Origin of the sequence: Micromonospora sp. KC606, from assembly GCF_004348675.1 — a bacterium.
Taxonomy (GTDB): Bacteria; Actinomycetota; Actinomycetes; order Mycobacteriales; family Micromonosporaceae; genus Micromonospora.
The window spans coordinates 1-26,183 of sequence record NZ_SMKN01000022.1 but is presented as its reverse complement, the minus strand read 5'-3'; the positions used below and the strand labels follow the sequence as shown (position 1 = coordinate 26,183).

Below are 26,183 nucleotides of genomic sequence, written 5' to 3'. Positions count from 1 at the left end.
GGCAGGACGGCACCCGAGGTGCCCAGTGGCTTGCAGTGTGGTTGTCACGTCGCGCCAACGGCCTCGCTGTGGTCCGCTCGCGGCGACGTGTGTCACATATCCTCCCCGGAGCGTGAACAGCTGTCAATCGATGGTTATCCATGCATCGTGGGTGGCGGTCTGGAGTAGCACGAGTGGCGACCGGGGGCCTGGCCGTGACCACGCGCCGCCGCGGGGCGGCAGCGTGGCTACGATCCAGGGGTGCCAGAGGCCTCGGACGTCACGGAAAGCAGCGATCTTCAGCCCTCGTCGCAGCTGCCGGACGAGCCACGGCCGCCGCGTCGGCGGGTGTGGGCGCGGGTGCGACGGTCAGCGATGTGGGCGCTCGCGGCGCTCGTCGCAGTCACCGTCCTGCTGGGGCTGGCGGGCGTCTGGACGATCCGCCGTTCGTTCCCGCAGTACGGCGGCGAGGCGACCCTGCCCGGCCTGGGCGCCCAGGTGACGGTCCACCACGACGCGTCCGGCGTGCCGCACGTCTACGCCGAAACCGAGGGCGACCTCTTCCGGGCGCAGGGCTACCTGCACGCCCAGGAACGTTTCTGGGAGATGGACTTCCGCCGCCACGTCACCAGCGGCAGGCTGAGCGAGCTGTTCGGCGCCGGCCAGGTCGAGACCGACACGTATCTGCGCACGCTCGGCTGGCGGCGGGTCGCCGAGCGGGAGTGGTCGCTCATCGCGGTGCAGAGCCGCGCCTACCTCCAGGCGTACGCCGACGGCGTCAACGCCTGGCTCGACCAGCACGGCGGTGGCGACCCAGGTGGTGACGTGAGCCTCGAGTACGCGGTGCTGGGCCTGCAGAACCGCGGCTACCGGATCGAGAGGTGGGACCCGGTGGACAGCCTCGCCTGGCTGAAGGCGATGGCATGGGACCTGCGGGGCAACATGGTCGACGAGGCCGAACGGGCGATCCTGCTCGGCAGAGGACTAAGCCGTGAGCAGGTGGAGCAGCTCTACCCGCCGTACCCGTACCGGACGCACCGGCCCGTCGTCGCGGGCGGCGACGTCGCCACCGGCGCGTTCGTGGCGAGCACGGCGGGCACCGGCGGCGGAGTGCCGGTCGCCACCCTGGACGCGCTGCGCGACGACCTCGCCGCCCTGCCGGCGTTGCTCGGCCGCGCCGGGCACGACATCGGTTCGAATTCGTGGGTACTGGCGGGTTCGCGCACCGCGACGGGCAAGCCGCTGCTCGCCAACGACCCGCACCTGGCGCCGTCGATGCCGGGCATCTGGTTTCAGGTCGGCCTGCACTGCGCATGCGGCTACGAGGTGACGGGCTTCAGCTTCTCCGGCGTGCCCGGAGCTGTGATCGGCCACAACGCGCGGATCGCGTGGGGCTTCACCAACCTCGGTCCCGACGTGACCGACCTCTACCTGGAGAAGGTCGAGGGCGATCGGGTACGCGTCGACGGCGGGTGGCAGAACCTAGACCGGCGACAGGAGACCATCAGGGTGGCGGGCGGCGACCCGGTGACCGTGACGGTGCGCACCAGCCGCAACGGGCCGCTGCTGTCGGACGCGTCCGAGGAGTTGCGCGACGCCGGAGGCGGATACGCGGTCGCGCTGCGCTGGACCGCGCTCGACCCCGGCCGAACGATCGACGCGCTCTTCGCTCTCAACCGGGCGCGCGACTGGACGAGCTTCCGTGCCGCCGCGGCCCTCTTCGAGGTGCCGGCGCAGAACATCGTGTACGCCGACGTCGACGGCAACATCGGGTACCAGGCACCGGGACGGATACCGGTGCGCGGGGCAGGCGACGGCCGGTGGCCCGCCCCGGGTTGGGACTCCGCGTACGCGTGGCGCTCCTTCATCGCGTTCGACGAGCTGCCGAGCGTGTTCAACCCGCCGGAGGGCTATGTCGTCGCGGCGAACCAGGCGGTGACCGGGCCAGGTTACCGACACCTGCTGACCGATGACTGGTCGTACGGCTACCGCTCCGAGCGGATCCACCAGATGCTCACCGAGGCGGGTGCCGGCATCACCACCGGGGAGGTTCAGCGCATGCAGGCCGACAGCCACAACGGGCTGGCCGCGACGCTGGTGCCGGTGCTGCTGCGCGCCTCGCTGTCCGGCACCGCCCGGCAGGCACAGGACCTGCTGCGCGACTGGAACTTCCAGCAGCCTGCCGGGGACCGCGGAGACCGGGGCGAGGCGCGCAGCTCGGCCGCTGCGGCGTACTTCAACGCCGTGTGGCGGGCGCTGCTGCGGCGCACGTTCGACGAACTGCCCGACGGTCACGCGCCGGACGGCGGCGACCGATGGTGGGAGGTCATGCGCGGCCTGGTCACGAACCCGTCGTCGCCATGGTGGGACGACCGACGTACGCCCGTGGTGGAGACCGCCGACCAGGTCGTCGCGGCGGCGATGGCCGAGGCGGCCGAGGAGCTCGCCGACCGGCTGGGCGACGACCTGTCGCGGTGGCGCTGGGGCGACCTGCACACGCTGACGCCGCGCAACCAGACCTTCGGCGAGTCGGGGATCGCGCCGATCGAGTGGCTGTTCAACGGACGTGGGGCCGGCGTGTCGGGCGGCTCGTCGATCGTCAACGCGACCGGATGGGACGCCTCGGTCGGGTACGAGGTGGACTGGGTGCCGTCCATGCGGATGATCGTTGACATGTCGGATCTGGACGAGTCACGGTGGATTCAGCTCACCGGCAACTCAGGCCACGCGTTCGCCGACCACTACGACGACCAGTTCGAGAAATGGCGAACCGGGCAGACTGTTCCGATGCGGTGGGACCGAGCCACGATCGAGCGCGAGGCGGCCGACAGCCTCACGCTGGTGCCCTGAGCGACAACTGGCCGCGCAAGTTCTCCGAAAAGCCCGGAGGGATCGAGCTGGTCGATCGGTACATGACCGAGAACCTCCCGTACGCCCGGGCAGGTGCTGACCCAGCGGGTCGGCTGAGCCGCACGCCGACCCGCACCCGGCCAACGTCCTGACCGCCGACGGCACCGTTGGGGCTACCGAGTCCACGTCGCGTCCGCCTCGACGGACGTCGGCTATCTCGAAGGGCCCGCCAGCGCGAGGTAGTCGTCCTGCTCACTCCCATGGTCCCGGAGCCGGGTGAGAGGCCCGGGGACTGGTGGGGCAACACCGGTTACCGCGGCGCGGAGGGACTCAGCGAGGAGCAGCAGTTCTACAACGGTGTGCCGGCCGAGATTGTCGAGGAGGCAGCGGCGCATGGCCGGGACCAAGTCAGCGCGGAGTGGAACGAGCCGTGGCCTCTGAACACCTGGCCGGATGTGCCGACGAAGGTGCTCATCGCCCGCGAGGACCGGTTCTTCCCGGCGGACCTCCAGCGCCGGGGGGCCGCCGACCGGCTCGGCGAGGGATCGAAAACGCGCTGGTCGTTGTGTACCTCGTCTATGCGGGACTCCGCGGGCACGCGGCGGTGGACCGGGAGCTGTACACACCGCACTCCTGGACGCGCGACCCGGATCGCTGCCGAGCCGCGGCGTCAGGTCCGGGGTGTGACGCGGAGCAGGCGATCGTCGTTGCCGTTCGAGGTGGTGATGTAGAGGGCGCCGTCCGGGCCGCCGCGCACGCCGCGCAGCCGGCCGTAGGCGTCGTTGAGCTCGGTCGGCAACGCCAGGTCGACGACCCGGTCCCCGGCCTCGTCGAGCTGGAACAGCAGGGTCTTCTGCCCGCGCAGCGCGACGACGGCCAGTCGGCCGTTCAGTGGGCCCCACTGCGTGCCGCTGAGGAACGCGGCCCCGGACGGCGCCTCTGTCGAGGTCTGGCCCGAGGTCCACAGCGGCAGGATCGCGTCGGGGAAACGTTCGCGGTCGGTCATCGGCACGCTCTCGTCGTACGTCTGAACGGTGCCGCCACGCGACGGATCCCAGCCGTAGTTGCCGCCGGGCCGGATGCGGTTCATCTCGTCGAACCCGCTCGGACCGTGCTCGGCGGTGAACACCTGGCCCGAGCCGGGCCGCACGGCGACACCCTGGACGTTGCGGTGGCCGTAGCTGTAGACGCGCCGCTCGTTGGCGTCGGACGACGACGAGAACGGGTTGCCCGGCAGGCCCTCGCCGGTGCGCAGGTCGACGCGCAGCACCTTCCCGCCCAGGCTGCGCCGGTCCTGCGGGTGCGACGGTCGCGCCACGTCGCCGGTGCCGACCAGCAGCGCGCCGTCCGCGGCGATCGTCGGCCGGCAGCCCGAGTGCCGGCCCGTGCTGATCGGAAGCCCGGTCAGCAGGTCGCGCACCCGGGTGGCGCTCGCCGCGTCCGGCGACAGCCGCCAAGTCACCAGGCGCACGTCCACCGGCTGACCGTTCTCCTGGCGGGTCTGGCAGGTGGTGAACTCGCGAGTCCGGGCGAAGTCCGGGTGGATCACCAGGCCCATCAGCCCGCCCTCGCCGCCGACGAGCACATCGGCGAGATCGGCCCGCACCTCGCTCGCCGTGCCGCCGTCGACGAGCCGGAACCGGGCCGGCCGCTCGGTGAGCAGGATGCGCCCGTCCGGCAGGAAGCCGATGTCCCACGGGTGCTCCAGCCCGGCCACGACGGTCTCCACGGCGAGGCTCCCGGACTGGGGCCGGGTTGGCACGTCGGCGGCTTCCGGCGAGCCGCTGTCGCAACCGGCGACGAGGCAGGCCGCCAGGACGGTGGTCAGTGTCCGGCGCCAACGAATGATCGCCATGGTGTCCTCCAAAACGGGTGTGGCGGTTCGGCCGATCGCCCTGGGGTGCCCCGTCGTGCCTGCCGGCAGCTCTGGCCGCGGGCAGCCCGGTGATCTCTGCTGGAGACTACGCGAACAGGCGTCGGGTTCCCGGGGGGGTGCGGAGCACCGGCACGGTGCTGATGGCTCCGACGGCTCAAGGTCCCTCTCATCGTCGAGAGTCGGCCGGATGCGCCGTCAACCTGGCCAGCGGCGGGCCCGTGGAGACGACGACAGACCCCACCTTCATGGTGGACCGATGGCGTCGGTCAAGCAGATCCAGGTCACCTTCGACTGCGCAGAACCTGAGCGCCTCGCCCGTTTCTGGTGCGAGGTGTTGGGGTACGTCGTACCGCCGCCGCCGGAGGGGTTCACCACCTGGGACGATTTCGATCGCGCGCTGCCGCCTGAGCATCAGGGTTCGGCGTTCGCATGCACTGATCCCTCGGGTGTGGGCCCGCGACTGTTCTTCCAGCGCGTTCCCGAAGGCAAGGTCGTCAAGAATCGGCTGCATCTCGACGTGCGGGTCGGCACCGGGCTCGTGGGTGAGGAGCGCCTGGGGGCACTTGAGGCCGAATGCGCACGACTGGTCGCGCTCGGCGCGGTACGCGTGCGCCTGCTGCCTGCCGATGGCGACAACGAGTCGTGCCTGGTGATGCAGGACATCGAGGGTAACGAGTTCTGTCTCGACTGAGTGGCCGCGGAATTGGCACCTTCGCGAGTCGACTGGTGCGGTTGGCCAGAACGAGGGTCACCGTCCCGCGGCGCGTCGACGGGTCTGATCCAGGGCGATTCCTCGGTGTCCGCGAGCACGAACCCTGCGGCGATCGGCGCGAGGCGGGCGGCCCGGTGCCGGAGCGCCCGTGCTTGCGGGTTACGACCGGGCCGGTCGGGCCGCCCAGTCGGCGGCCACCTGCTCGGGATCACCGGTGCGGAACGCCGGTGGGTCGTGCAGCAAAAAGTCGCGGTGGCTGATGTTCCAGGCGTACGCCCCGGCCATGGCGAAGAGCAGCACGTCGCCCACACCGATCGGTCCTGCGGTGGCCGACCGGGACAGGACGTCCTTGGGGGTGCACAGCTGCCCGACCACGGTGACCGGTCCGCCGTCGGTGCGGGGGCCGTCGGCATCCTGCCGCCGGTGCACCGTGAACGGCTGCGGATGCCCCTTCGCGGCAGGTGTACGCAGGTGGTGCGTACCGCCCGCCACCACCACGAACCACTCGCCGTGCGAGCGCTTCACGTCGATCACCTCGGCCAGGTACGCCCCGCAGTATGCGGTCACCGACCGCCCCGGCTCGACGCGCAGCCGCAGCCCCGGGTGCGCGTCGAGGACGTTCGCCAGCGCCCGGCCGTAGCCCACCCAGTCGAACCGCGCCGCCGGGTCGGCGTAGTCGACGGCCATGCCGCCGCCCACGTCGACCTCTGCGGCGTCGACCTCGGCGACCGCCCAGCGGACCACGGCGGCGGCGACCGCGCCGGCGAGCGGGGCGTCCAGCCCGCTGGCCAGGTGGGCGTGGACGCCCCGCACCTCGACGCCGGGCGGCGGATGGCGGGCGCATTCCACCGCGTCGGTCGGGTCCATCCCGAACGGACTGGGTCGCCCGCCCATGATCAGGCTTGCCCCGGGCGCTTCCACCGGGAGGTTCACCCGGAGCAGCACCCGGGCCGGCGTGCCCCCGGCGACGGCCAGCGCGCCGAGGCGTCGCAGCTCGGCCGGCGACTCGACGTGGATGCGGTCCACCCCGGCGGCGAGGGCGGCGGCGAGGTCCTCAGCGGTCTTGCCGGGCCCGGCGAACGCGGCCGGCGCCCGTCCGGGCAGCACTTCGGCCATCCGCCGCAGTTCGCCGCGGCTGGCGGTCTCGAACCCGTCGACGACCGGGGCGAGGGTCTGCAGCACATCCGGGTCCGGGTTCGCCTTGACGGCGTAGAGCAGCTCGACCCGACTCGGCAACGCCGCCCGGATGGACCGGGCGTGCGCGGCCAGGCCGTCGAGGTCGTGCACGTAGACCGGCCCGTTCACCGCCGCGATCCGATCGGGTTCGGGACCGGCACGAACGGCGCGGCGCGGTCGGCGTCGCGCTGCCACCGGACCAGGAGGTTCGCCTTGGCCGCCAGCGGTTCGCCGCGCAGCAGCGCGCGCAGTTCGGGCGGGTCGCCGAGGTCGGCGGCCACCGCCGCGACGACCGCGCCGAGCTCCCGCCACAGCTGGGGTTCGATGCCGGGCCGCGCGTCGGCGAGCGCGCCGCAGACGCCGGCGAGGTGATTGACGAACAGGCAGTAGACGACGCGGCGGCGGGCGTCCCGGGGCTCGTACGCGGCCTGCGACGGGACGCCGTCCGGCCAGGTGGCCCACCGGCTGGTGTCCAGCTTCGCCCCCTCCAGGTCCCGCAGCAGCATCTTCACCGGGCGGCGGTCCGAGTCGAGCACCACGATCACGTTCTGCAGGTGCGCCTCGTGCACGACGCCGTGACGGAGCCAGCAGCGCAGGACCGCCGGCACCAGCAGCTCGACGTACGCCCGCCACCAGGGCACCGGGTCCACCGCTGGCAGCGGTGCGGCGGCGAGCGCCGCCGCGAGTAGCGGGGTCTCCCCGGGGCCCAGGTGCGGACGCAGGCCGGTGCGCAGGATGGTGCCGTACGCCTCGTCCGCGCCCGGCGCGTCGACCGTGCGGTAGGCGGGCTCGGTGAGCAGTGCGACCCCGGCCGGCGTCGGCACCCGGGACAACAGGTCGGTCAGGGCGACCGCACCGGTGAGTTCGTACCGGGCGTTCTTGCGCAGGCAGTTGGTGATCCGCACGTGCAGGCTGGTCTTGAGGAACAGGTCGGCTTCGGGGGCGTAGAGGGTGCGGACGCTCGCCGTGGGGCGCACCGGGACGCCGGCCGGACCCAGCCGACGGACCTGTGGGTGCGCGGGCGGGATCAGCGCCAGCTGCCAGGGATGTACGGGCAACACCCGGTGCCCGGCCGGCGGGCGCGGTGGGTCGAGGGCCGCCACCATCGCATCGAACGGCCCGGCCCCCGCGACCAGGTCGTCCGGGACGGCGAGCCAGTGCAGCCGGAACGCGGTGCGCAGCTCCGGCGCGTACGCCCGCCACTTGTCCGCATCGCCGCTGCGCCACTTCGGGGCGGGGTGGTGCGGGTGGCCGAAGAGCAGCGACTGCTCGGAATCCACGTACGCGTCGATGGCGGGTTCACCGGTGGGGGTGGGATCCCGGTCCGGCCGCTCGGCCAGCAGCCGGGTCACCGCGTCCCGGCTGGCCCGCACCTGCCCGATGAACTCGTCGTTCGTCCGGCCGGTGCGGGCGGTGAGCTCCGCGGCGACCAGTTCCGCCAGGCGGCTCGCGTCCAGGTCCGTCCACCGGTCGCCGTCGAGCCGCAGCTGCACCGGGCCAGTGTAACGGTGCGCGCCGACCGGTGAGATCCGCGCGACGGCGCAGCGCAGCGCCACGTCGAGGTGCCGTAACCGGAGCACCGCCGCGCCTGCGGCCACGGTCACGTCGCCGTCGGGCAGGGCGATCTCGCGGACCAGGCAGCCGAGGACGGCGTGGGCGGCGGCCAGGTCGGCGTGCCGGTGAGCGTCGAGGCGTGGCCTCGGTCGGGACACCGTGTCCGTCATGGTGTCTCCCGCAGATAGTTCGGGCCGGTACGCCGGTAGTACTTGTTGACGTCGGTGCAGCCGAGCCGCTGCTTCGGTAGCAGGGTGCCGGCGGTGAGCATCGCCTTGACCGGCAGTCGGGCGGCGCGCAGCACCCGCTCGGTGAAGAACCGCGCCGCCGGGCCGTCGCCCCAGCGGTCGCGCGCCGCGGCCAGCCTCGGTGCCAGCGCGGCGGCCGGCGACGGTACGCGTACCCCGTGGGCGGCGAGGGCGAGCAGGGGTGCCGCCGCGGCCAGGTGCAGGGTGATGGTGACGAACACGTCGGCCAGTTCCTGCGGGTCGCGCGCCCACATCCGGTCGTCCCGCAGCGGGGGCCCACCGGGCCCGCGATGGCGTGAGTCCAGCCGGGCGCCGTCGTTGTCCTTGTAGAGCAGGCCGACCGTTCCGTCCGGATGCACCAGCAGGTGGATGTTCTGCGGGTGGGCCTCGAGGGCCACTCCGTGCCGTAGCCACAGGCAGACGTGCCAGTCGAGCAACAGGTCCAGATAGGATTCCACCAGGTCCGCGGGTCGCGCGGTGACCCGTCCGAGCACGGTGCCCGCCACCGGATCGGGCGCGGCGAGGGCCGCGACCGGCACCACCCGGACCCCGGCCAGGTCGCGTGGGAAGCGGCGGAGCAGGAAGCTGAGCCGGTCGTCGTCGCCGACGTGCCCGTAGCTGCTCTCGTCGGCGTGCCGGATCCGGCCGGCGAAGGCCGGTTCCGCGGTAGCGATCCGGTCGAGCAACCCGGCGACCGCCGCGCCGTCGGCGAGGGTGTCGGGTTGCAGGGTCCGCCGGTTCCGGGCGCCGAGGGTCGCGGTCGGCAGCGGCAGCTTCAGATGGGTGTACGGGTCGTGCGCGAGCGCCACCGTCCGCATGGAGAGGGTGGGCCGTACGGTGATCGCCGGCCGGTCGCTCACCGGCAGCCCGTAGCGTTCCGCGGTGAGTGGATGCACCGGCATCAGCACCCGGTCGGTCCGTCGCGCCCGCGGCCACCAGTCGGGGAGGTCACCGGTGAGCCGCACCGCCTCGGCGCGGGCGGTGTACCAGCGCAGGGCGAGGCGGGGCCCGTGCTCGGGGGCGTACCGGAGCAGGTCGTCGTCGCCGAGCCCGTGCCGGCAACGGTCCGTGGGGTAGACCGGGTGGCCGGCGTACGCGGCGAGCACGTCGTCGAGCAGCGCTGCCGGCATGCCGGTGGGGGCGGTCGCGCGTTCGGCCACGACCGCCGCGAGTACCCGCCGCCGGGCCCCGGCGGCGAGCCGGCGGGCCCGAAGGTCGGCCCGGCACTCGGCGCTGAACGCCTGCCAGCCGGTTTCGGCCTCCGGGTCGTCCCGTGGAGCGAGCAGCGCCAGCAGACCTTGCAGGGTGTCCACCTCGCGGGCGTTGCCGTCGGCGACGACTTGCAGCACGGGCGCGGCGCTGCGGAGGTCCTGCTGGAAACCGTCCGCGCGGACCGGGATCCGCAGCAGCCCGGCGGGGTGCGGCGCCGCCCACCAGCCGGGGTCGGCGGGCCGGCCGCGGCTGAGCAGGTCGAGGTGGTCCTCGCGCAGCAGGGCGTCGAGCACCCGGCCGAACAGCTCCCGCTCGCTGTCGTCGATCATCCGACGATTGTCCACCGCAGGTCCCGTCGGAAAGCGGCGAGCGCATTCCGGACGCTGTCCCGGTCGGGGCCGACGGCGTGCAGCGCCGCGAGGTAGTCGCGGTTGGTGCCGGTCCGGTCGGCGACCCGGCCCACCTCGCGCAGGGGTCGGCAGGCCAGCCGGACACCGTCCTGGACGGTGTCCAGCCGGCCGGGAGCGGCGGCGAGCCGCCCCGACCGGTCGGCGCAGACGTACTCGACGCGGGCGTGCCGGGCGACGGAGGCCGGTGCGGGCAGGTCGAGGGCGGTCAGCGGCTCACCGAGGTGCAGCCGGATGACGTGTTCGAACAGCGGAACGCCGAGCAGCTCGGCGAGGATCAGGTCCATCCGGTCGCCGATCAGGCGGTAGTTCACCTCGATCAGCCGCACCCGACCGTCCTGGACGACGTACTCGGTGTGGCAGGCGCCGAAGCGCACGGCGAGCGCGTCGAGCCGCGCCCGTAGTGCGATGTCGTCCCGCTCCGGCGGGGGCGACCAGTCGAGGCTCGTCTCGGTGAACGTCGGTGGCGGGCCGAGGCCGGTGTGCCACCCGCCGATGACGGCGAGGCCGGCAGTGTCGCCGAGGGTGTCGTACGTCCGTAGTTCGCCGGCGAGGTACTCCTCGACCACCAGCGCGACCTCGGGCCGTCGTCGGTGGATCTCGGCGATCCGGGCAGCCAGGTCACCGGGGTCGGTCACCAGGTAGGCGTCCTCGCTGGCGACGCCGTCGCGGGGCTTGACCACGGCGGGGAACATCCCGTCCGGCACCGCGGGCGTCGTACCGGGGTCGACGGCGACGGCGCGGACCAGATCGAGCCCGGCGGCGGCGACGGCCCGGCGGGCGGCGGCCTTGTCCTTGCAGCGCCGGGCGGCGGCGGGGTCCTTGCCCGGCAGGCCGAGCTTGCGGGCGGCGATCGCGGTCGCTTCCTGGAGATGGTCGCTGTTGGACAGCAGCGCCGCCGGCCGGGTCGCCGCCGTGACGACGGCCGCCGCGTCGCGGACGGCGCACCGGGCGACCGGCGTCCCGGCGGGCCACTGCTCGGGCCGGTCGGTCAGCACCGTGACCGGCAGCCCGAGCGAGGCCGCTGCCGGTAGGAATCCTTCCAGGACGGCGTCGGTGGGGTTGAGCGCGGTGAGGTACAGCCGCATCCCGCCTCCGTCGACTGGCCGATGGTCACATTTAGGCAAGCCTATCCTAATGCCGAGGCGCGTCTTCTGACAGGGCTGCTGGTTGCCCGGGGGTTTGGGGTTGAGGGGAGTGTGGCGTCTACCGCCACTCCCAGGAATAAGGGTAGGCTCACCTAACAGGCGCTGTGGTGTGGACCTGCGCACGAGGCGCGGTGCCCGGCGTCTGCAGGGGACCGCCTGCAAGAGGAGGCACCGGGGTTGGAACGTCGTGGGTTGTTGGAAGTTGACCGGGAAGTCGGTACCCGCTACCACTCGGGTCGGCTCGTCGGTGCGGTGGACCCCCTTCGGTTGGCTACCGAGCTGGCCCGGTCGACGTCGGGGCCGTACGTCCTCTACGAGAACAGCGGCACCTGGTCGCTTGCCTCAGGGGCCGCGTACGAGCTGGTGCTGTACGCCGACGAGCTGCGCATCCGGGACGCAGCCGGATGGACGGCTCGTCCCGCAGGCGGAAAGCCGCTGCAGACCGTTGCCGATGCGTTGGACGGCTGCCCGATCGCGGGTGCGCGCGCGTACGGCTGGGCCGGATTCGGGCTCAGCCACCTGCTGCACGGCGACCCCGCAGCCGCTCGTGGGCCATTGCTGCGCCTGATCGTTCCCACCCAGGAAGTACGGATCACTGCCGAAACCGTCGACGTCCGTGCGGTCGACGTCGCCGACCTGCGGTCGTTGATGTCCGCTGTGGACGCCGCCACGCGGGCCGTTCCGTCCGCCGCCATGCCGTTGCCGCCGGCCGACACTGGGCACGATGCCGAGTTCTACCGCACTGTCGTGTCCAGCGCGGTCGAGGAGATCCGGGCCCGGCGGTACCAGAAGGTGATCCTGTCCCGCCTCGTGCCGGTCGACGGCGACGTCGACCTGTTCGCCACGTACGAGGCGGGGCGCAGGGCCAACACCCCGGCTCGTTCGTACCTGCTGGACCTCGGCGACCTGCGGTGCGCCGGCTTCAGCCCCGAGACGGTCGTCGAGGTGTCCGCCGCCGGCAAGGTGTCCACGCAGCCGCTGGCGGGCACCCGCGCCCGACACGGCGATCCGCTGCTCGACGGCGCGCTCCGGATGGACCTGCAGGCCGACGCCAAGGAGATCTTCGAACACGCGATCAGCGTGAAGCTCGCATTCGACGAACTGGCCGCCGTCGCGGTGCCCGGGACGGTGCAGGTCGACGACTTCATGGACGTCAAGGAGCGGGGCAGCGTGCAGCACCTCGCCTCGCGGGTCAGTGCCACGCTGGACAGCGGTCGCAACGCCTGGCACGCGCTCGCCGTGCTCTTCCCGGCGATCACCGCGTCAGGTGTCCCGAAGGCCGCCGCGTGCGAGGCCATCGACCGGCTCGAGAACGCGCCACGTGGCCTGTACAGCGGGGCGGTCCTGACCGTTGACGCGGACGGCTCGATGGACGCGGCCCTGGTGCTGCGATCGGTCTTCCAGCAGGAGGGCCGGACCTGGCTGCGCGCGGGCGCCGGCATCGTCGAACAGTCCACCCCCGAGCGCGAGCTGGAGGAGACCGCCGAGAAGCTGCGCAGCATCAGCCACTACCTGCACCGCTAGTCCGCGGGCGCCCCGGCGAAATGCCGCGGCGGCACCGAGACCGCGTACCCGGTGACCGTGCTCGGTCACCGGGTACGCGTGCGTGTCAGACCGCCGCGCGGACGGTGAGCAGCTCCGCCAGCCCTGCCGCCGTGGGACGGGCGAAGAACTCGGCGATACCCAGGTTGACTCCCGTGACCTCACGGACCCGTTCGCGCAGCCGCACGAGCAGCAACGAGTGCCCGCCGAGGTCGAAGAAGCTCTCGTCCGCACCGACCTCGGGCACGTCGAGCAACTCGGCGAACAGACCGCAGAGCGACGCCTCCTCTGGGGTTCCCGGGCGGCGGCCCTGCGGCCTGTCGTCTCCCGTCGGTGCCGGCAGCGCCCGCCGGTCGAGCTTGCCGTGCTCCGTCAGCGGCAGCTCGGCCAGCGCGACGAACGCCGACGGGATCATGTAGTCGGGCAGCATCCGGCCGAGCCGGGAGCGCAGCGCCGCCGGGTCGAGCCGGGCTCCCTCGGCCAGGACGCAGTAGGCCACGATTCGCTTTCCGGCGGGCGGGTCGTCGCGTACCACGACAGCGGCCCGTGCCACGGCCGGGTCGGCGGACAGCGCAGCGGTGATCTCGCCCAGCTCGATCCGGAAGCCGCGGATCTTGACCTGCTCGTCGGTGCGGCCGAGGAAGTCGATCGCACCGTCCGGCATCCAGCGCGCCAGGTCGCCGGTGCGGTACATCCGGCTGCCGGCCGGGCCGTAGGGGTCGGCGACGAAGCGCTCCGCGGTGAGCCCGGGCCGGTTCAGGTAGCCGCGGGCCAGCCCGGCCCCGGCCAGGTACAGCTCGCCGACGACGCCGCTGGGCACCGGCCGCAGCGTCCGGTCCAGCACGTACGCCCGGGTGTTCGCGGTGGGCCGGCCGACCAGGGGCCGTTCGCTGTCGGCGACCCGGGCGGCGAGGGCGTCGACGGTGGCCTCGGTCGGCCCGTACAGGTTGAACGCCGCAGTCCCTGGCAGGTCCCGCAGCTGCCGCCAGAGTGGCGTCGGGACGGCCTCGCCGCCGACGCCCCAGGCGAGCAACGGTGAGCGCCCGTCACGGATCAGGCCCGCCCCGGCCAGCTGCAGCGCATGCGACGGCGTGACCTCGATGAAGTCGATCCGGTGTCGCTCGACGAAGTCGACGAGCAGCGCCGGGTCACGCAGCGTGTCCTCCGTGACGAGGTGCAGCGCGTGTCCGTCGAGCAGCCACAGCTGCGGCTGCCAGGAGGCGTCGAACGCGAACGACCAGCCGTGCGCGACCCGCAGCGACCGGCCGCCGGCCGCGGCGACGGTGGGCCGGTACAGCAGCTCGCGGTGGCTGTGGAACAGGTTCGCGATGCTGCGGTGTTCCACCACCACGCCCTTGGGCAGCCCCGTCGAACCGGACGTGTAGATGACGTACGCCGGGTGCTCCGGCCGTGGCCGGGGCAGGTCACCCGCGCCGGGTTGGGCAAGCCGGTCCTGCACCTCGGGCGAGTCGAGCAGAAGCACCGGTCCATCGGCCAGCGTGGCGAGCCGCCCGGTGGTGACCGTGAGCAGCGGGTCCGCGTCGGCGAGGATGTGCTCGATGCGCCCCGGGGGATAGCCGGGGTCGATCGGCAGGTACGCCGCTCCGGCCCGCAGCACGGCGAGCAGCGCCACGACGGTGTCTGCGGTCCGGGGCAGCAGCAGCGCCACCACCGTCTCGGGGCCGGCGCCGTGGGCGACGAGCAGGCGGGCCAACTCCGCGCTGCGGGCGTCCAGCTCGGCGAACGTGTACGCGACGTCACCGCAGACCAGCGCGGGAGCGTCCGGGGTGCGGCACACCTGGTGCTCGAACAGCTCGACGATGGTCCGCAGCGGACAGTCGACCGCCGGCCCCGCGCCCTGCGCGAGCACCCGGTCGTACTCGTCGGCGCTGAGCAACTCCAGGCTGCCGATGGGACGCTCCGGCTCGGCGGTGACGGCCGCGAGCAGCCGCACCAGCCCGGTCGCGAGGCTGCGTACCGTGGTGTCGTCGAACAGGTCGGTGCTGTACTCCACGCCCAGCGTCATCGCGGCGCGGCCGGGCTCCTCCACGACCTCGAACGCCAGGTCGAACTTTGCGGTCGCGGTGTCCACCGGTTCCTGCGCCACCCGGCACGCCCCGAGCCGCAGCTCCAGCTCCGGCCTGACCTGGTGGCTCAGCATCACCTGGAACAGCGGGTGCCGGGCCATCGACCGGGTCGGGTTGAGCACCTCGACGAGCCGCTCGAACGGAACGTCCTGGTGGGCGTACGCGGCCAGGTCGGTCTCCCGGGTCCGTGCCACCAGGGTGCGGAACGTCGGGTCGCCGCTGGTGTCGGTCCGCAGCACCAGCGTGTTCGCGAAGAAGCCGACCACCCCGTCGACGGCGTCGTCGGTGCGCCCCGCGATCGGCGTGCCGATGGGGATGTCCGTGCCAGCGCCGAGCCGGGTCAGCAGGGCGCCCAGTGCCGCGTGCAGCACCATGAAAACGCTCGCGTCGCACCGCCGGGCCAGCGCCCGCACCGCCCGGTGCAGCCCAGCCGGGACAGCCACCTCCACCGAGCCGCCACGCAGGCTCGGCACCGCGCGACGGGGCCGGTCGGTGGGCAGGGTCAGCTCCTCCGGCAGCCCGTCGAGGGCCTTACGCCAGTAGCCGACCTGACGGTTCAGGAGCGACTCGGGATCGTCGTCGTCGCGCAGCAGGCCCCGCTGCCAGACGGCGTGGTCGGCATACTGCACCGGCAGAGGTGACCAGCCGGGCTCCCGGCCGCCCGTGCGCGCCGTGTAGGCGGCGGCGAGGTCGCGCAGCAGCGGCAGCGCCGACCACCCGTCCGCCGCGACGTGGTGCACCACCAGAGCGAGTACGTGCTCGTCCGCGCCGAGCGAGAACAGCTCGGCCGTGAACGGCGACTCCGCGTCGATCCGGAACGGCCGGCGAGCGGCGGCGGCCAGCATCCCGGCCAGGTCGTCTTCCTCGACGGCGGTGACCGGCAGCGCCGGCCGCGCCGCCGCGGCGGGCAGGATGACCTGGCGAGGGGCACCCGCCTCGTCCGCCAGCACCGTCCGTAACGCCTCGTGCCGGTCGGTCAGATCGCCGAGCGCCGCGCGGAGCGCCGCGACGTCCAGGTCGCCGGTGATCCGGGCGGCGAAGGCCATGTTGTACGCGGGGTTCGGGCCGTCAAGGCGGTACAGGAACCACATCCGGGCCTGGGCGTACGACAGCGGCAGCGGGTCAGGCCGGACCCCGGCCCGCAGCACCGGCCGTGTGTCCTGGGCGTCGAGCCGGGTCGCCAGCGCAGCCACGGTCGGGTGGTCGAACACGGTACGCAGCGCCAGCTCAGCCCCGAACACGGTGCGGACCCGACTGGCCAGTCGCGTGGCGAGCAGGGAGTGGCCGCCCAGCGCGAAGAAATCGTCGTCGATGCCGACCGCCTCGACCTCCAGCACCTCGGCGAACAACTCACAGAGCAACTCCTCGGCGGGAGTACGCGGCCGGCGTCCCGCGCTGGCCGGCAGACGCTCGGGCGCGGGAAGCGCGCTCCGGTCGAGCTTGCCGCTCGGCGTCGCGGGCAGGGCGTCGAGCACCACGACCGTGGCGGGCACCAGGTGCGCGGGCAGCGTCGCGGCCAGGGCCTGCCGCACGACGGCCGGATCGGGCCCGTCACCGACGACGTAGCCGACCAGCCCCAGCTCCGGCCGGGCGACCACCGCCGCCGCGCGGATGCCGGGCAACGCCAGCAGAGCCGCCTCGACCTCGCCCGGCTCCACCCGGAACCCGCGGATCTTGACCTGGGCGTCGGTGCGGCCAAGATACTCGACCACTCCGTCGGCGGTGCGGCGAACGAGGTCGCCGGTGCGGTACATCCGCCTGCCGGGCGGGCCGAACGGGTCGGCGACGAACCGTTGCGCGGTCAGTCCGGGCCGACCGAGGTAGCCGTCGGCGAGCTGCCGTCCCGCCAGGTACAGCTCCCCGGGCACGCCCACCGGGACCGGCCGCAGCGCCGCGTCCAGCACGTACACCGTCGTGTTCCACACCGGGCGGCCGATCGGCACGCTGGCCGCGCCCGGCGGGCACGGCCAGGCGGTGACGTCCACGGCAGCCTCGGTCGGCCCGTACAGGTTGTGTAGTTCGACCGCGCCGCCGTACCGCGCGTGGAACGCGTCGGCGAGGTCGACGCCCAGGGCTTCGCCGCTGCAGAGCACCCGGGTCAGGCCGGCGCACCCGGCCGCCTCCGGCTCCGCCAGGAACGCCCGCAGCATCGACGGCACGAAGTGAACGGTCGTGACCTGTTCGTCGCGGATGAGGCGGGCCAGGTAGCGCGGGTCGCGGTGGCCACCCGCCCGGGCCACGACCAGCGTGGCACCGGTGACGAGCGGCCAGAAGAACTCCCACACGGAGACGTCGAAGCTCGACGGTGTCTTCTGCAGCACCCGGTCGTCCGCGGTGAGCCCGTACTCGGCCTGGGTCCACAGCAGCCGGTTGACGATCGCGCGGTGCGACACGACGACGCCCTTCGGGCGGCCGGTGGAGCCCGAGGTGTAGATGACGTACGCCGGATCCTCCGGCCGCACCGTCGGCCCGCCGGCCGTCACGGGCGGGAGGTCGGCATCGTCCAACGCCAGCACCGCTGACTCCTCAGCCGGCAGGACGGCGCGGGTCGGCGTGTCGGTGAGCAGCGCGGCCGGGGCGGCGTCGGCCACCATCAGGGCGAGCCGGTCGGCCGGGTAGTCGGGGTCCAGGGGCAGGTAGGCGGCGCCAGCGCGCAGCACGGCGACCAGCGCCACGACCAGGTCGGTCGAGCGGGGCAGCGCTACCCCCACCACCGTGCCGGGTCCGCCGCCCTGTGCGGTGATCCAGGCGGCCACCCTCCCGGCGCGTTCGTGCAACTCGGCGTAGCTGAGGGCGACGCCATCGGCGACCACGGCGGTGGCGTGTGGTGTGCGGGCGGCCTGCTCGGCCAGCAGCGCGGCCAACGTCGTGTCGGGTACGGCAGCGGTGGTGCCGACCAACGGCCCGGCGTCGGCCGCGTCGAGCAGCTCGACCCGGCCCAGCGGCGTGCCGGGCGCTGTGGCGAACGCGGTCAGCGCCCGGACCAGCCGGTCGGCCACCTGCCGCACCTGCTGATCGGTCAGCGTGTCGGGGCGGTACCCCAGCTCCAGCCGCAGCTGCTCGCCGGGCAGCACCGTGACGGCGAGCGGATAGTGCACGCCCTCGTCACCGGAGGAGCCGGCGAGGCGTATCCCGGGGGCCAGGTCGGCGAGACCCTCGGCATCAAAGGGATAGTTCTCCACCACGACGAGCGTGTCGAACAGCTCCCGCCCGCCGGCGACCCGCTGGATGTCGGCCAGTCCGAGGTGCTGGTGACGGCCCAGCTCGGACTGCTGCTCCTGCAGGCGGCGCAGTGCCTCGGCGTACGGCTCGGCCGGCGGCAGCGTGACGCGCACCGGGACGGTGTTGACGAACGCCCCGATCATCGCCTCGGCACCCGGCAGGTCGGCGGGCCGACCGGACACCGTGGTGCCGAACACCACGTCGTCGCGGCCGAGCGTCCGCCCCAGGGCGAGTGCCCACGCCCCCTGCGCGACGGTGCCCAGAGTGAGGCTCTGCGACCGGGCCGTGGCGGTCAGTCGCGCCGTGGTCGCGGCGTCGAGCTGCACGACGACGCGTCTCGGGTGCTCCCGCACGTGGGCGTCCGCGCCGGGCGAGACGAGCGTGGGCGTTCCGATCCCGGACAGCGCCACCTGCCAGGCCGCCTCGGCGGCGGGGCGGTCCTGTGCGGCGAGCCATGCGAGGTAGCGCCGGGGCGCCGGGGCGGGTGGCGGTGTCTCGCCGGCGTACCGGGCGAACAGCTCCCGTACCAGCAACGGCTGCGACCACCCGTCGAGGACGATGTGGTGGGCGGTGAGGACGAAGCGGTGCACGTCGTCGGCGAGCCGGATCAGGGTGAACCGCACCAGTGGCGGCCGACCCAGGTCGAACCGCCGCTGTCGGTCCTGTTCGGCGAGCCGCCGCTCGGCGATCTTCTGCTCCTCGGCGGGCAGCGCGCCGAGGTCGGCGTACTCCCAGGATGCCGGGACCTGACGGGCCACCAGCGCGGCGGCCCTGCCCTGCCGGTTGCGACGGAACGCCGAGCGCAGCATGGGGTGGGCGTCGAGCAGTGCCTGCGCGGCGGCCCGCAGCCGAGCCGGATCCACCGGTCCGCGCAGGGTGAGGACCAGCCGTCCGGCGTAGACGTCCGGCCCGTCGGCGTCCAGTTCGGCGCGGAAGAGCAGTCCCTCCTGCAGCGGGGTCGGCGGAAGGATGTCGTCGAGCTCGGGACGGATCGTCACGAGAAGCTCCAATCGGAAACGAAGTCGTCGATCTCGTCCTGGCTCATCGTCATCAGGGGTACGTCGGAGGGCGTCAGGCCGCCGGCGGCAGGATCGTCGGCGTGTGCCGCGAGGGCGGCCAGGTATGCCGCCCAGCGGTCGGCCAGCGTGTGCACCTCGTCAGGGTCGAGGGCGGCGCCGGCCCACGACCAGGTGGCGTGCAGGGCCGCGCCGTCGGCTCCGGGTGCGATCCAGGCGTCGATCTCCAGCTGGTGGGCGAGGGGCAGCGCCGGGTCGACGTGGTGGAACAGCCCGTCGGCCACCGGTTCCCATGGTTCGTCACCGGTACCGCCGAGGCGACCCAGATAGTTGACGCAGACCGCCGGGGCGGGCAGTTGCGCCAGGGTCGGGGCCGCCTGCGGGTTCAGGTGGCGCAGCGCGCCGTACCCGAGTCCGCCGTCGGGGATCGCGCGCAGCTGCTCCTTGACGGCCTTGAGTGCTCGGCCGATCTCCGTGCCACCGGCCCGCGCCGAGGCCAGGTCGACGGGTCCGGGGTCGAGCCGGACCGGGTACACGGCGGTGAACCAGCCGACGGTGCCGGCCAGGTCGGTCCCCGGACAGATGGTCTCCTCCCGACCGTGGACCTCCAACGCGACGGCGAGGGCCGTCGACCTCCCGCCGCCGCGGCGCGACTCGGCGACGGCGAGCACCAGGGCGGTCAGCAGCGCGTCCGCCGGATCGGCGCGGAAGGCCACGGGCAGCCGGGTGAGCAGCGCCTGCGTGACGTCGGCGGCCAGGGTGACCACCCGGCGCTGCTGCGTCGCCGTGGTGTCCCGGGCCGGGTCGAGCCGGCGGTCACCGAACGGCCCCGGCGCGTCCAGGGCGGTTGACCATTGTGGCGCCTGGCCCTCCGTCTCGGGTCGCCCGGCGTAGTCGCGCAGCCGAGCGGACCAGGCCCGCAGCGATGTGCCAGTCGGCGACGGCGTGGTGCCGCGCCACGCGGCGGCCAGGTCGGCGCAGAGGATCCGCCAGGACACCCCGTCCGTGACGAGGTGGTGCACGACCAGCACCAGCTGCTCTCGCGCGGGCAGCCAGACCGCCTGCACCAGCACCCCGTCCGCCGGTCGGAGTCGCTGGGCGGCGGCCCGTGCCTCGTCGGCCGGGGCGCCGTCGCCCACCCGCAGCAGGTCGTCGGCGCGGATTGCGCCGGGGGGCGCGGCCGCCAGCTGCCAGCGTCCGTCCGCCGCGGTCACCAGCGTGACCCGCAGCGCCGGGTGCCGGTCCAGGACCTCCTGGAGCACGCCGGTCAGCCGCTCGACGGTCAGTCCGGCCGGGGTGCGCAGCGCCATGCCCTGGCTGTAACCGTCGATCGGCGCGGGTGGGTCGGCCGACGCGGCGAGTTCGCGCAGCCATCCCACGATGGGCGTCTCGCCGATGGGGCCGATGCCGTCGTCCGCCGCTCGGGGCGCCGCGTCGGGGACGGCCCGTGCGACGGCGGCCAGAGCGGCCGGTGTCTGGTGGCGGAACACGTCGCGCGGCTCGACCAGCCACCCGGCGCCCCGCGCCCTGCTCACCAACTGCAGCGAGACGATGCTGTCCCCGCCCAGCTCGAAGAAGTTCGCGTCGGCGGCGACCCGGTCGCGGTCGAGCAGCACGGCGAACAGGTCGCAGAACAGGGCCTCGACGGCGTCGGCAGGGCTCCGCCCGCTGTCGGCTGCCGGCAGCTGCGGTACCGGCAGCGCGGCCCGGTCCAGTTTGCGGTTGGCGGTCTGCGGAAGCCGGTCGAGCGGCACCCACAGCGACGGCACCATGTACTCGGGCAGCGCCGCGGCGGCGTGCGCCCGCCAGCCGTCCGGGTCGGCGTGGTGACCGGGCGCGGGCACCACGTACGCCACCAGGCGACGGGAGCCGGGCAGGTCGTCGCGGGCGACCACCGCGACCTCCGCGACACCCGCGTGCCGGCTGAGGACCGCCTCGATCTCGCGGGGCTCGATCCGGAAGCCGCGGATCTTCACCTGGTCGTCGGCCCGGCCGAGGCACTCCAGTTCGCCGTCGACCCACCGGGCCAGGTCGCCGGTGCGGTACATGCGGGCGCCGGGCCGACCGAACGGGTCGGCGACGAACCGCTCGGCGGTGAGCGCAGGGCGCCGCAGATAGCCGCGGGCCAGGCCGGCGCCGGCCAGGTACAGCTCGCCGGTGACACCGGGCGGCACGGGCCGCAGCCGAGCGTCGAGCACATACGCGGTCATACCGGCGATCGGCCGGCCGATCCGCGGCGTCCCCGCGCCGGTGACCCGGGCGACGACGGCGTCGACGGTGCACTCGGTCGGCCCGTAGAAGTTCCACGCGTGCAGGTCGGCCCGCGCGCCGAGGTCGCGCCACAGCGCGTCCGGCATGGCGTCGGCGCCCGGCCCGAGCAGCGCCGGCCGATGGCGGTCCGGCGCGAACAGGCCGTGCCGGATGAGCTGTTGCAGGTGGGCCGGGGTGAGGTCGAGGTAGTCGATGCGCTCCTCGGCCACGTACGCGGTGACGGCCTCGGGATCGGGATACCCGGCCTCGTCGAGGACGTGCAACTCGTGCCCGCCGACCATCAGCACCACGGGGTCGAGGGCGGCGTCGAACGCGAACGACGCCACGTGGCCCACCCGGATCCGGCGCCCGCCGACCGCGGCCACCTCGGGCGGAAAGAGCGTGCCCGTGTGGGCCGCGAAGAGGTTCGCCAGATTGGCGTGGCTGACCACCACCCCCTTCGGGCGGCCGGTGGAGCCGGAGGTGTAGATGACGTACGCCGCGCTGGCGGGCGCCGGCGGCCGCGGGTCCAGCACCGCCCCGGGCGGCGCGTCGTCCTCGACGAACACCACGGGCAGCCCTGGAGGACGGGGCAGGTCCGCGGCGAGCGTCCGGGTGGTGAGCAGGCAGACCGGGTCGGCGTCGGCGAGCATCGCCGCCAGGCGGTCCTGCGGGTACGCCGGGTCGAGCGGCAGGAACGCGGCGCCGGAGCGCAGCGTGCCCAGCAGGGCGGGCACCATGTCACGGCGGGGCAGGGCCAGCGCGACCAACCGGTCGGGCCCCGCGCCGTGCGCCGTCACCAGCCGGGCGATCCGGTCCACGACCGTGGACAGCGCGGCGTAGGTCAGCCGCGACAACTCGCCGGTGGTGGCGCGCACGACGAGTGCGACCGCCTCCGGGGTACGGCCGGCCTGCCGGGCGAACGCCTCCGGCAGCGCCGGCGCGGCGGGGGCGGGTGGCGGCTCCGCCACCAGCACCGCCCGCTCCGCTGCGGTGAGCAGATCGTGCTCGTCGATCGGCCGGTACGGGTGGGCGAGCGCGGCGGTGAGCAGCCGCACCAGCCGCGCCGTCAGCGTGTCCACGGTGTCCCGGTCGAACAGGTCGGCGCTGTACTCGGCGAACCCGCCGACCATGCCCGGCGCCGCGGGGTCGAAGTCCTCGATGAACGTCAGGCTCAGGTCGAACGTGGCCGTCTGCGTGGCCACGACGTACGGGCGGCTGGTCAGCCCCGCAACGGGCAGCTCCGACGCGGTGCCGCTCTGGTGCACCACCATCACCTGGAACAGCGGGTGCCGGGCGGCGGACCGCGGCGGGTTCAGGATCTCGACGAGCCTCTCGAAGGGCAGATCCTGGTGTTCGTAGGCGTCCAGGTTGGTCTGCCGGACCCGACGCAGCAGTTGCTCGAACGTCGGTGAGCCGGACGTGTCCGTGCGCAGCACCAGCGTGTTGACGAAGAAACCGACCAGGTCGTCGAGCGGTTCCACGCCGCGGCCGGCCACGGGCGTGCCGAGCGGGATGTCGTCGCCGGCGCCGAGCCGGGTGAGCAGGGCCGCCACGGCGGCCTGATACACCATGAAGGGGGTGACCCCCAACCGGGCCGCCAGCTCCCGGACGGCCCGGGCCTGCCCGGCCTCGATGGTGAACCGGGTGAGCTCGCCGACGTACGAGGACTCGGCCGGCCGGGGCCGGTCGGTGGGCAGACGCAGCTCGGCCGGCGCACCGTCGAGGACCTGCCGCCAGTGGGCCGCCTGCCGGGCGGTGAGGCTCTCCGGGTCGTCGGCATGCCCGAGCGCCCGCCGCTGCCATACCGCGAAGTCGGCGTACTGCACCGGCAACGCGGTCCACGCGGGCGCCGCCCCCGAGCGCCGGGCCGTGTACGCCGTGGCGAGGTCGCGGGCGAGCACGGGCAGCGACCGGCCGTCGCCCGCGATGTGGTGCAGCAGCAGGAGCAGCACGTGCCTGTCCGGCGCGAGCCTGAACAGTGTGGCGCGCAGCGGTGCCTCGGCGTCGAGCGCGAAGACCCGGGCGGCGGCCGAGGTCAGCTCGGCGTCCAGCGTCGCCGCGGTGACGTCCCGGACGGCCAGCCGCGGCCCGACGGGCAGGAGCACCTGGTACGGCGTTCCGTCCCGCTCCGGGAAGATCGTCCGCAGGATCTCGTGCCGGGCGACGACGTCCTGCAGCGCGGCATCGAGCAGGTCCGCGTCCAGCGGGCCGTCAAGGACCAGCCCGAACGGGATGTGGTAGGCGGCACCGGCGTTCTCGAGACGGTGCAACACCCACAGCCGTTGCTGGGCGAACGACAACGGGGTCGGACCGTCGTCGGCACGCGGCGCCAACGAGGGCGGGGCGGGAGCATGAACCGCCGCCTGGGATGTCGGATGCGCCGCGGGCGCGTCGGCGGGTCCCGGCGCGACCGCCGGCGCCAGCGCACGCGCCAGGGCGGCGGGCGTGGGCCCGTCGAACAGGCATCGCAGGGTGGGTCGCACGCCCACCTCGGCCTGGACTCGGGTGATCAGTCGGGCGGCGAGCATCGAGTGGCCGCCCAGCGTGAAGAAGTCGTCGTCGGGCCCGACGGCGGCCACGTCGAGGACGGCCGCGAACACCGCGCACAGCCGCGCCTCCAGAGTCGAGGAGGGCGCCCGACCGGGCCCGGCCGAGTAGACCGGCGCGGGTAGGGCCGCGCGGTCGAGCTTGCCATTGCTGGTCAGCGGCAGCCTCTCCAGCACGACGACCGCCGCCGGTACGAGATGCGCGGGCAGCGTACGGGCCAGGTCGTTGCGCAACTGCTGGGGCGACGGGTCGGTCCCGGTGACGTAGGCGACGAGGCGCACGTCACCCGGGGTGTCTTCTCGGGCGACCACGGCGGCCTGCGCCACCGAGGCGTCGGTGCGCAGCAGCTGCTCCACCTCGCCCGGTTCCACCCGGAAGCCTCGGATCTTGACCTGGTGGTCCACCCGGCCGAGGTACTCCAGAACGCCGCCCGTGGTCCAGCGGGCCAGGTCCCCGGTGCGGTACATCCGGCTGCCGGGCGGGCCGTAGGGGTCGGCGACGAAGCGGCTGGCGGTGAGTCCGGGCCGGTCGTGGTAGCCGCGGGCGAGGCCGTCGCCGGCCACGTACAGCTCGCCGGCGGCACCGGGCGGGACCGGGTGAAGCCGCTCGTCGAGCAGTCGGACGGCGGTGTTGTGCACCGGCCCCCCGATCGGCACCACGGGACCGGTGTGCTCGGGGGTGCACGCCCACAGCGTGGCGTCCACGGTGGTCTCGGTGGGGCCGTACGAGTTGAACATGCGGCAGGTGGCCGCCCAGCGCCGCATCAGTTCGGGCGGGCACGCCTCGCCGGCCACGATCAGGGTGACCCCGGCGGGCAGCGCGCGCTCGTCGGGCAGGGAGGCGAGCACTCCGGGCGGCAGCGTCAGGTGGGTGATGCCGTGGCGGGCGCAGAAGTCGGCCAGCGGGGGGCCGAGGCGCTGCTCCGCCGGGACGACCACCAGCGTGGCGCCGGTGAGCAACCCCATCGTCCACTCCCACACCGAGGTGTCGAAGCTCATCGACGCGAACTGCAGCACCCGGTGCCCGGGCCCGACGCCCAACTCGCCAACCATGGTGGAGACCAGGCTCGGGACGCCCTCGTGCGTCACCACGACGCCCTTCGGGCGGCCGGTCGACCCGGAGGTGTAGATGACGTAGGCGGCCTGCTCCGGCACGGCCGGGCAGGGCTCGGGGACCGCCCCCGCCGCGGCGTCCCGGTCGATCAGGAACACCGGCGGCGTGTCGTCGGGCAGCGCCGGCGCGGTCGCGGAGTCGGTCACCAGCAGTGCGGGACGGGCGTCGTCGAGCATCAGCGCGATCCGGTCCCTCGGGTACTCGGGATCGACGGGCAGGTACGCCGCGCCGGCCTTCAGCACGGCGAGCACGCAGACCAGAAACTCGCCGCAGCGGGGGAGCGCCACGGCCACCAGGGCCCCGGGTCCGGCGCCGCGCGCGGCGAGCGCACCCGCCAGCAGATCCGAGCGCTTGTCCAGGGCGGCGTAGCTGAGCACATGTCGCGTTCCGGTCGCCGGGTCGGCGTTCTCCCAGACCAGAGCCTCCGCGTCCGGTGTGCGCCGGACCTGTGCGCGGAACAGCTCCGCGATGGTGGCCCGCTCCAGCGGCCGCGGGTCGCTGCCCCAGCCGCTCAGGACGATGTCCCGCTCGCCGGGAGCGAGCAGTTCGAGGTCGCCGAGGGGAGTGTCCGGGTCGGTCAGCGCGGCGTCGAGCAGCCGCGCGTAGCGGTCGATCAGGCCTTCGACGGTGACGGCGTCGTACCGGTCGGCGCGGTAGGTGACGTCCAGACCGAGGGTGCCGTCGGCTTCCAGCACCGCGGCGACCGCCAGGTCGAAGGCTGCGGCTCCGTTGTCGACGGGGTGTTCCGCCACCGTGACGCCGGGCAGGTCGAGCGCCGCCCACACGTCGCTGCGCACCGAGAAGAGGACGTCGAACCAGACGTGCTGCCCGGCGCTGCGTTCTGGTCGCAGTTCCTGCACCAGGGTGTCGAACGGCACCCGCTGGTGGGCGTACGCGGCGAGACACTCCTCGCGGACGTGCTGCAGGAAGGCGCGGAACGTCGTCGCCGGCGTCGTCCGGGTGCGCAGGGCGAGGGTGTTGCCGAAGTTGCCGATCAGCCGGTCGGCGCCGGGGTCGGTGCGGGTCACGACGGGAGAGCCGACGACGAGGTCCGGTACGCCGCCGACGCGGTGCAGCAGGCCGGTGAATCCGGCGAGGAGCGCCATGAACGGGGTGACGCCCTCGGCTCGGCACACCGCGTGCAGCCGTTCGCGTAGCGCCGCGGGCAGCCGCCGGCCCAGCCGACCGCCGGTCGGCGTTCCGTCGGTGGTGCGCGGACGGTCGGTGGGCAGGGGTACCGG

10 protein-coding genes and 1 pseudogene are annotated in these 26,183 nt (G+C 73.9%); 4 read left to right on the top strand and 7 right to left on the bottom strand.

Annotation, left to right across the window (positions count from 1 at the left end; all coding sequences use genetic code 11):
* Nucleotides 1-354 precede the first annotated feature (354 nt).
* Nucleotides 355-2,829 (top strand): penicillin acylase family protein, encoded by a 2,475-nt coding sequence (locus E1193_RS08190; RefSeq protein WP_132181809.1) that lies wholly within the window; start codon nt 355-357, stop codon nt 2,827-2,829.
* A gap of 544 nt (nt 2,830-3,373) precedes the next feature.
* A pseudogene (locus tag E1193_RS08180) lies at nt 3,374-3,496 on the top strand (IS701 family transposase); the annotation flags it as partial.
* A gap of 3 nt (nt 3,497-3,499) precedes the next feature.
* On the opposite strand, the gene E1193_RS08175 reads toward E1193_RS08180, so the two are convergent.
* On the bottom strand, nt 3,500-4,684 hold the full coding sequence (locus E1193_RS08175; RefSeq protein WP_132181781.1) for a PQQ-dependent sugar dehydrogenase: 1,185 nt from the start codon (nt 4,682-4,684) through the stop codon (nt 3,500-3,502).
* A gap of 277 nt (nt 4,685-4,961) precedes the next feature.
* Here E1193_RS08175 and E1193_RS08170 point away from each other — a divergent pair, with 277 nt between their 5' ends.
* The gene (locus tag E1193_RS08170; RefSeq protein WP_132181779.1) at nt 4,962-5,396 is read left to right on the top strand and encodes a VOC family protein; all 435 of its coding nucleotides are present in this window, start codon (nt 4,962-4,964) and stop codon (nt 5,394-5,396) included.
* Nucleotides 5,397-5,576: 180 nt separating this feature from the next.
* Here the strand turns inward: E1193_RS08170 and E1193_RS08165 are convergent, their stop codons facing one another.
* Genes E1193_RS08165 through E1193_RS08150 form a run of 4 tightly spaced genes read right to left on the bottom strand, consistent with a single transcriptional unit; the run spans nt 5,577 to nt 11,102 of the window.
* On the bottom strand, nt 5,577-6,722 hold the full coding sequence (locus E1193_RS08165; protein WP_132181777.1) for an alanine racemase: 1,146 nt from the start codon (nt 6,720-6,722) through the stop codon (nt 5,577-5,579).
* Entirely contained in the window at nt 6,719-8,317 is a 1,599-nt protein-coding gene (locus E1193_RS08160) for an IucA/IucC family protein (RefSeq protein ID WP_132181775.1), read from the bottom strand. The genes E1193_RS08165 and E1193_RS08160 overlap by 4 nt, the downstream gene beginning before the upstream one ends.
* Nucleotides 8,314-9,936: an IucA/IucC family protein gene (locus tag E1193_RS08155; protein WP_132181773.1), complete on the bottom strand. Its 1,623-nt coding sequence runs from the start codon at nt 9,934-9,936 to the stop codon at nt 8,314-8,316. Before E1193_RS08155 ends, E1193_RS08160 begins: the two co-directional genes overlap by 4 nt.
* Nucleotides 9,933-11,102, bottom strand: coding sequence for a siderophore biosynthesis protein (locus tag E1193_RS08150; protein ID WP_132181771.1), 1,170 nt, complete (start codon nt 11,100-11,102; stop codon nt 9,933-9,935). The genes E1193_RS08155 and E1193_RS08150 overlap by 4 nt, the downstream gene beginning before the upstream one ends.
* 252 nt (nt 11,103-11,354) lie before the next feature.
* Here E1193_RS08150 and E1193_RS08145 point away from each other — a divergent pair, with 252 nt between their 5' ends.
* Complete coding sequence (locus tag E1193_RS08145) at nt 11,355-12,686, top strand: salicylate synthase (protein WP_207922624.1); 1,332 nt, start codon at nt 11,355-11,357, stop codon at nt 12,684-12,686.
* A gap of 85 nt (nt 12,687-12,771) precedes the next feature.
* Here the strand turns inward: E1193_RS08145 and E1193_RS08140 are convergent, their stop codons facing one another.
* Together E1193_RS08140 and E1193_RS08135 are read right to left on the bottom strand one after the other, a co-directional pair.
* Nucleotides 12,772-19,011, bottom strand: coding sequence for a non-ribosomal peptide synthetase (locus E1193_RS08140; protein WP_132181769.1), 6,240 nt, complete (start codon nt 19,009-19,011; stop codon nt 12,772-12,774).
* The gene (locus tag E1193_RS08135) at nt 19,008-26,174 is read right to left on the bottom strand and encodes a non-ribosomal peptide synthetase (protein ID WP_279433309.1); all 7,167 of its coding nucleotides are present in this window, start codon (nt 26,172-26,174) and stop codon (nt 19,008-19,010) included. Before E1193_RS08135 ends, E1193_RS08140 begins: the two co-directional genes overlap by 4 nt.
* Nucleotides 26,175-26,183: the final 9 nt, after the last annotated feature.

Coding starts and splice junctions, on each gene's coding strand:
- E1193_RS08190 (WP_132181809.1), top strand. CDS start 355: ATGTGGGCGCTCGCGGCGCTCGTCGCAGTCACCGTCCTGCTGGGGCTG.
- E1193_RS08175 (WP_132181781.1), bottom strand. CDS start 4,684: ATGGCGATCATTCGTTGGCGCCGGACACTGACCACCGTCCTGGCGGCC.
- E1193_RS08170 (WP_132181779.1), top strand. CDS start 4,962: ATGGCGTCGGTCAAGCAGATCCAGGTCACCTTCGACTGCGCAGAACCT.
- E1193_RS08160 (WP_132181775.1), bottom strand. CDS start 8,317: ATGACGGACACGGTGTCCCGACCGAGGCCACGCCTCGACGCTCACCGG.
- E1193_RS08155 (WP_132181773.1), bottom strand. CDS start 9,936: ATGATCGACGACAGCGAGCGGGAGCTGTTCGGCCGGGTGCTCGACGCC.
- E1193_RS08150 (WP_132181771.1), bottom strand. CDS start 11,102: ATGCGGCTGTACCTCACCGCGCTCAACCCCACCGACGCCGTCCTGGAA.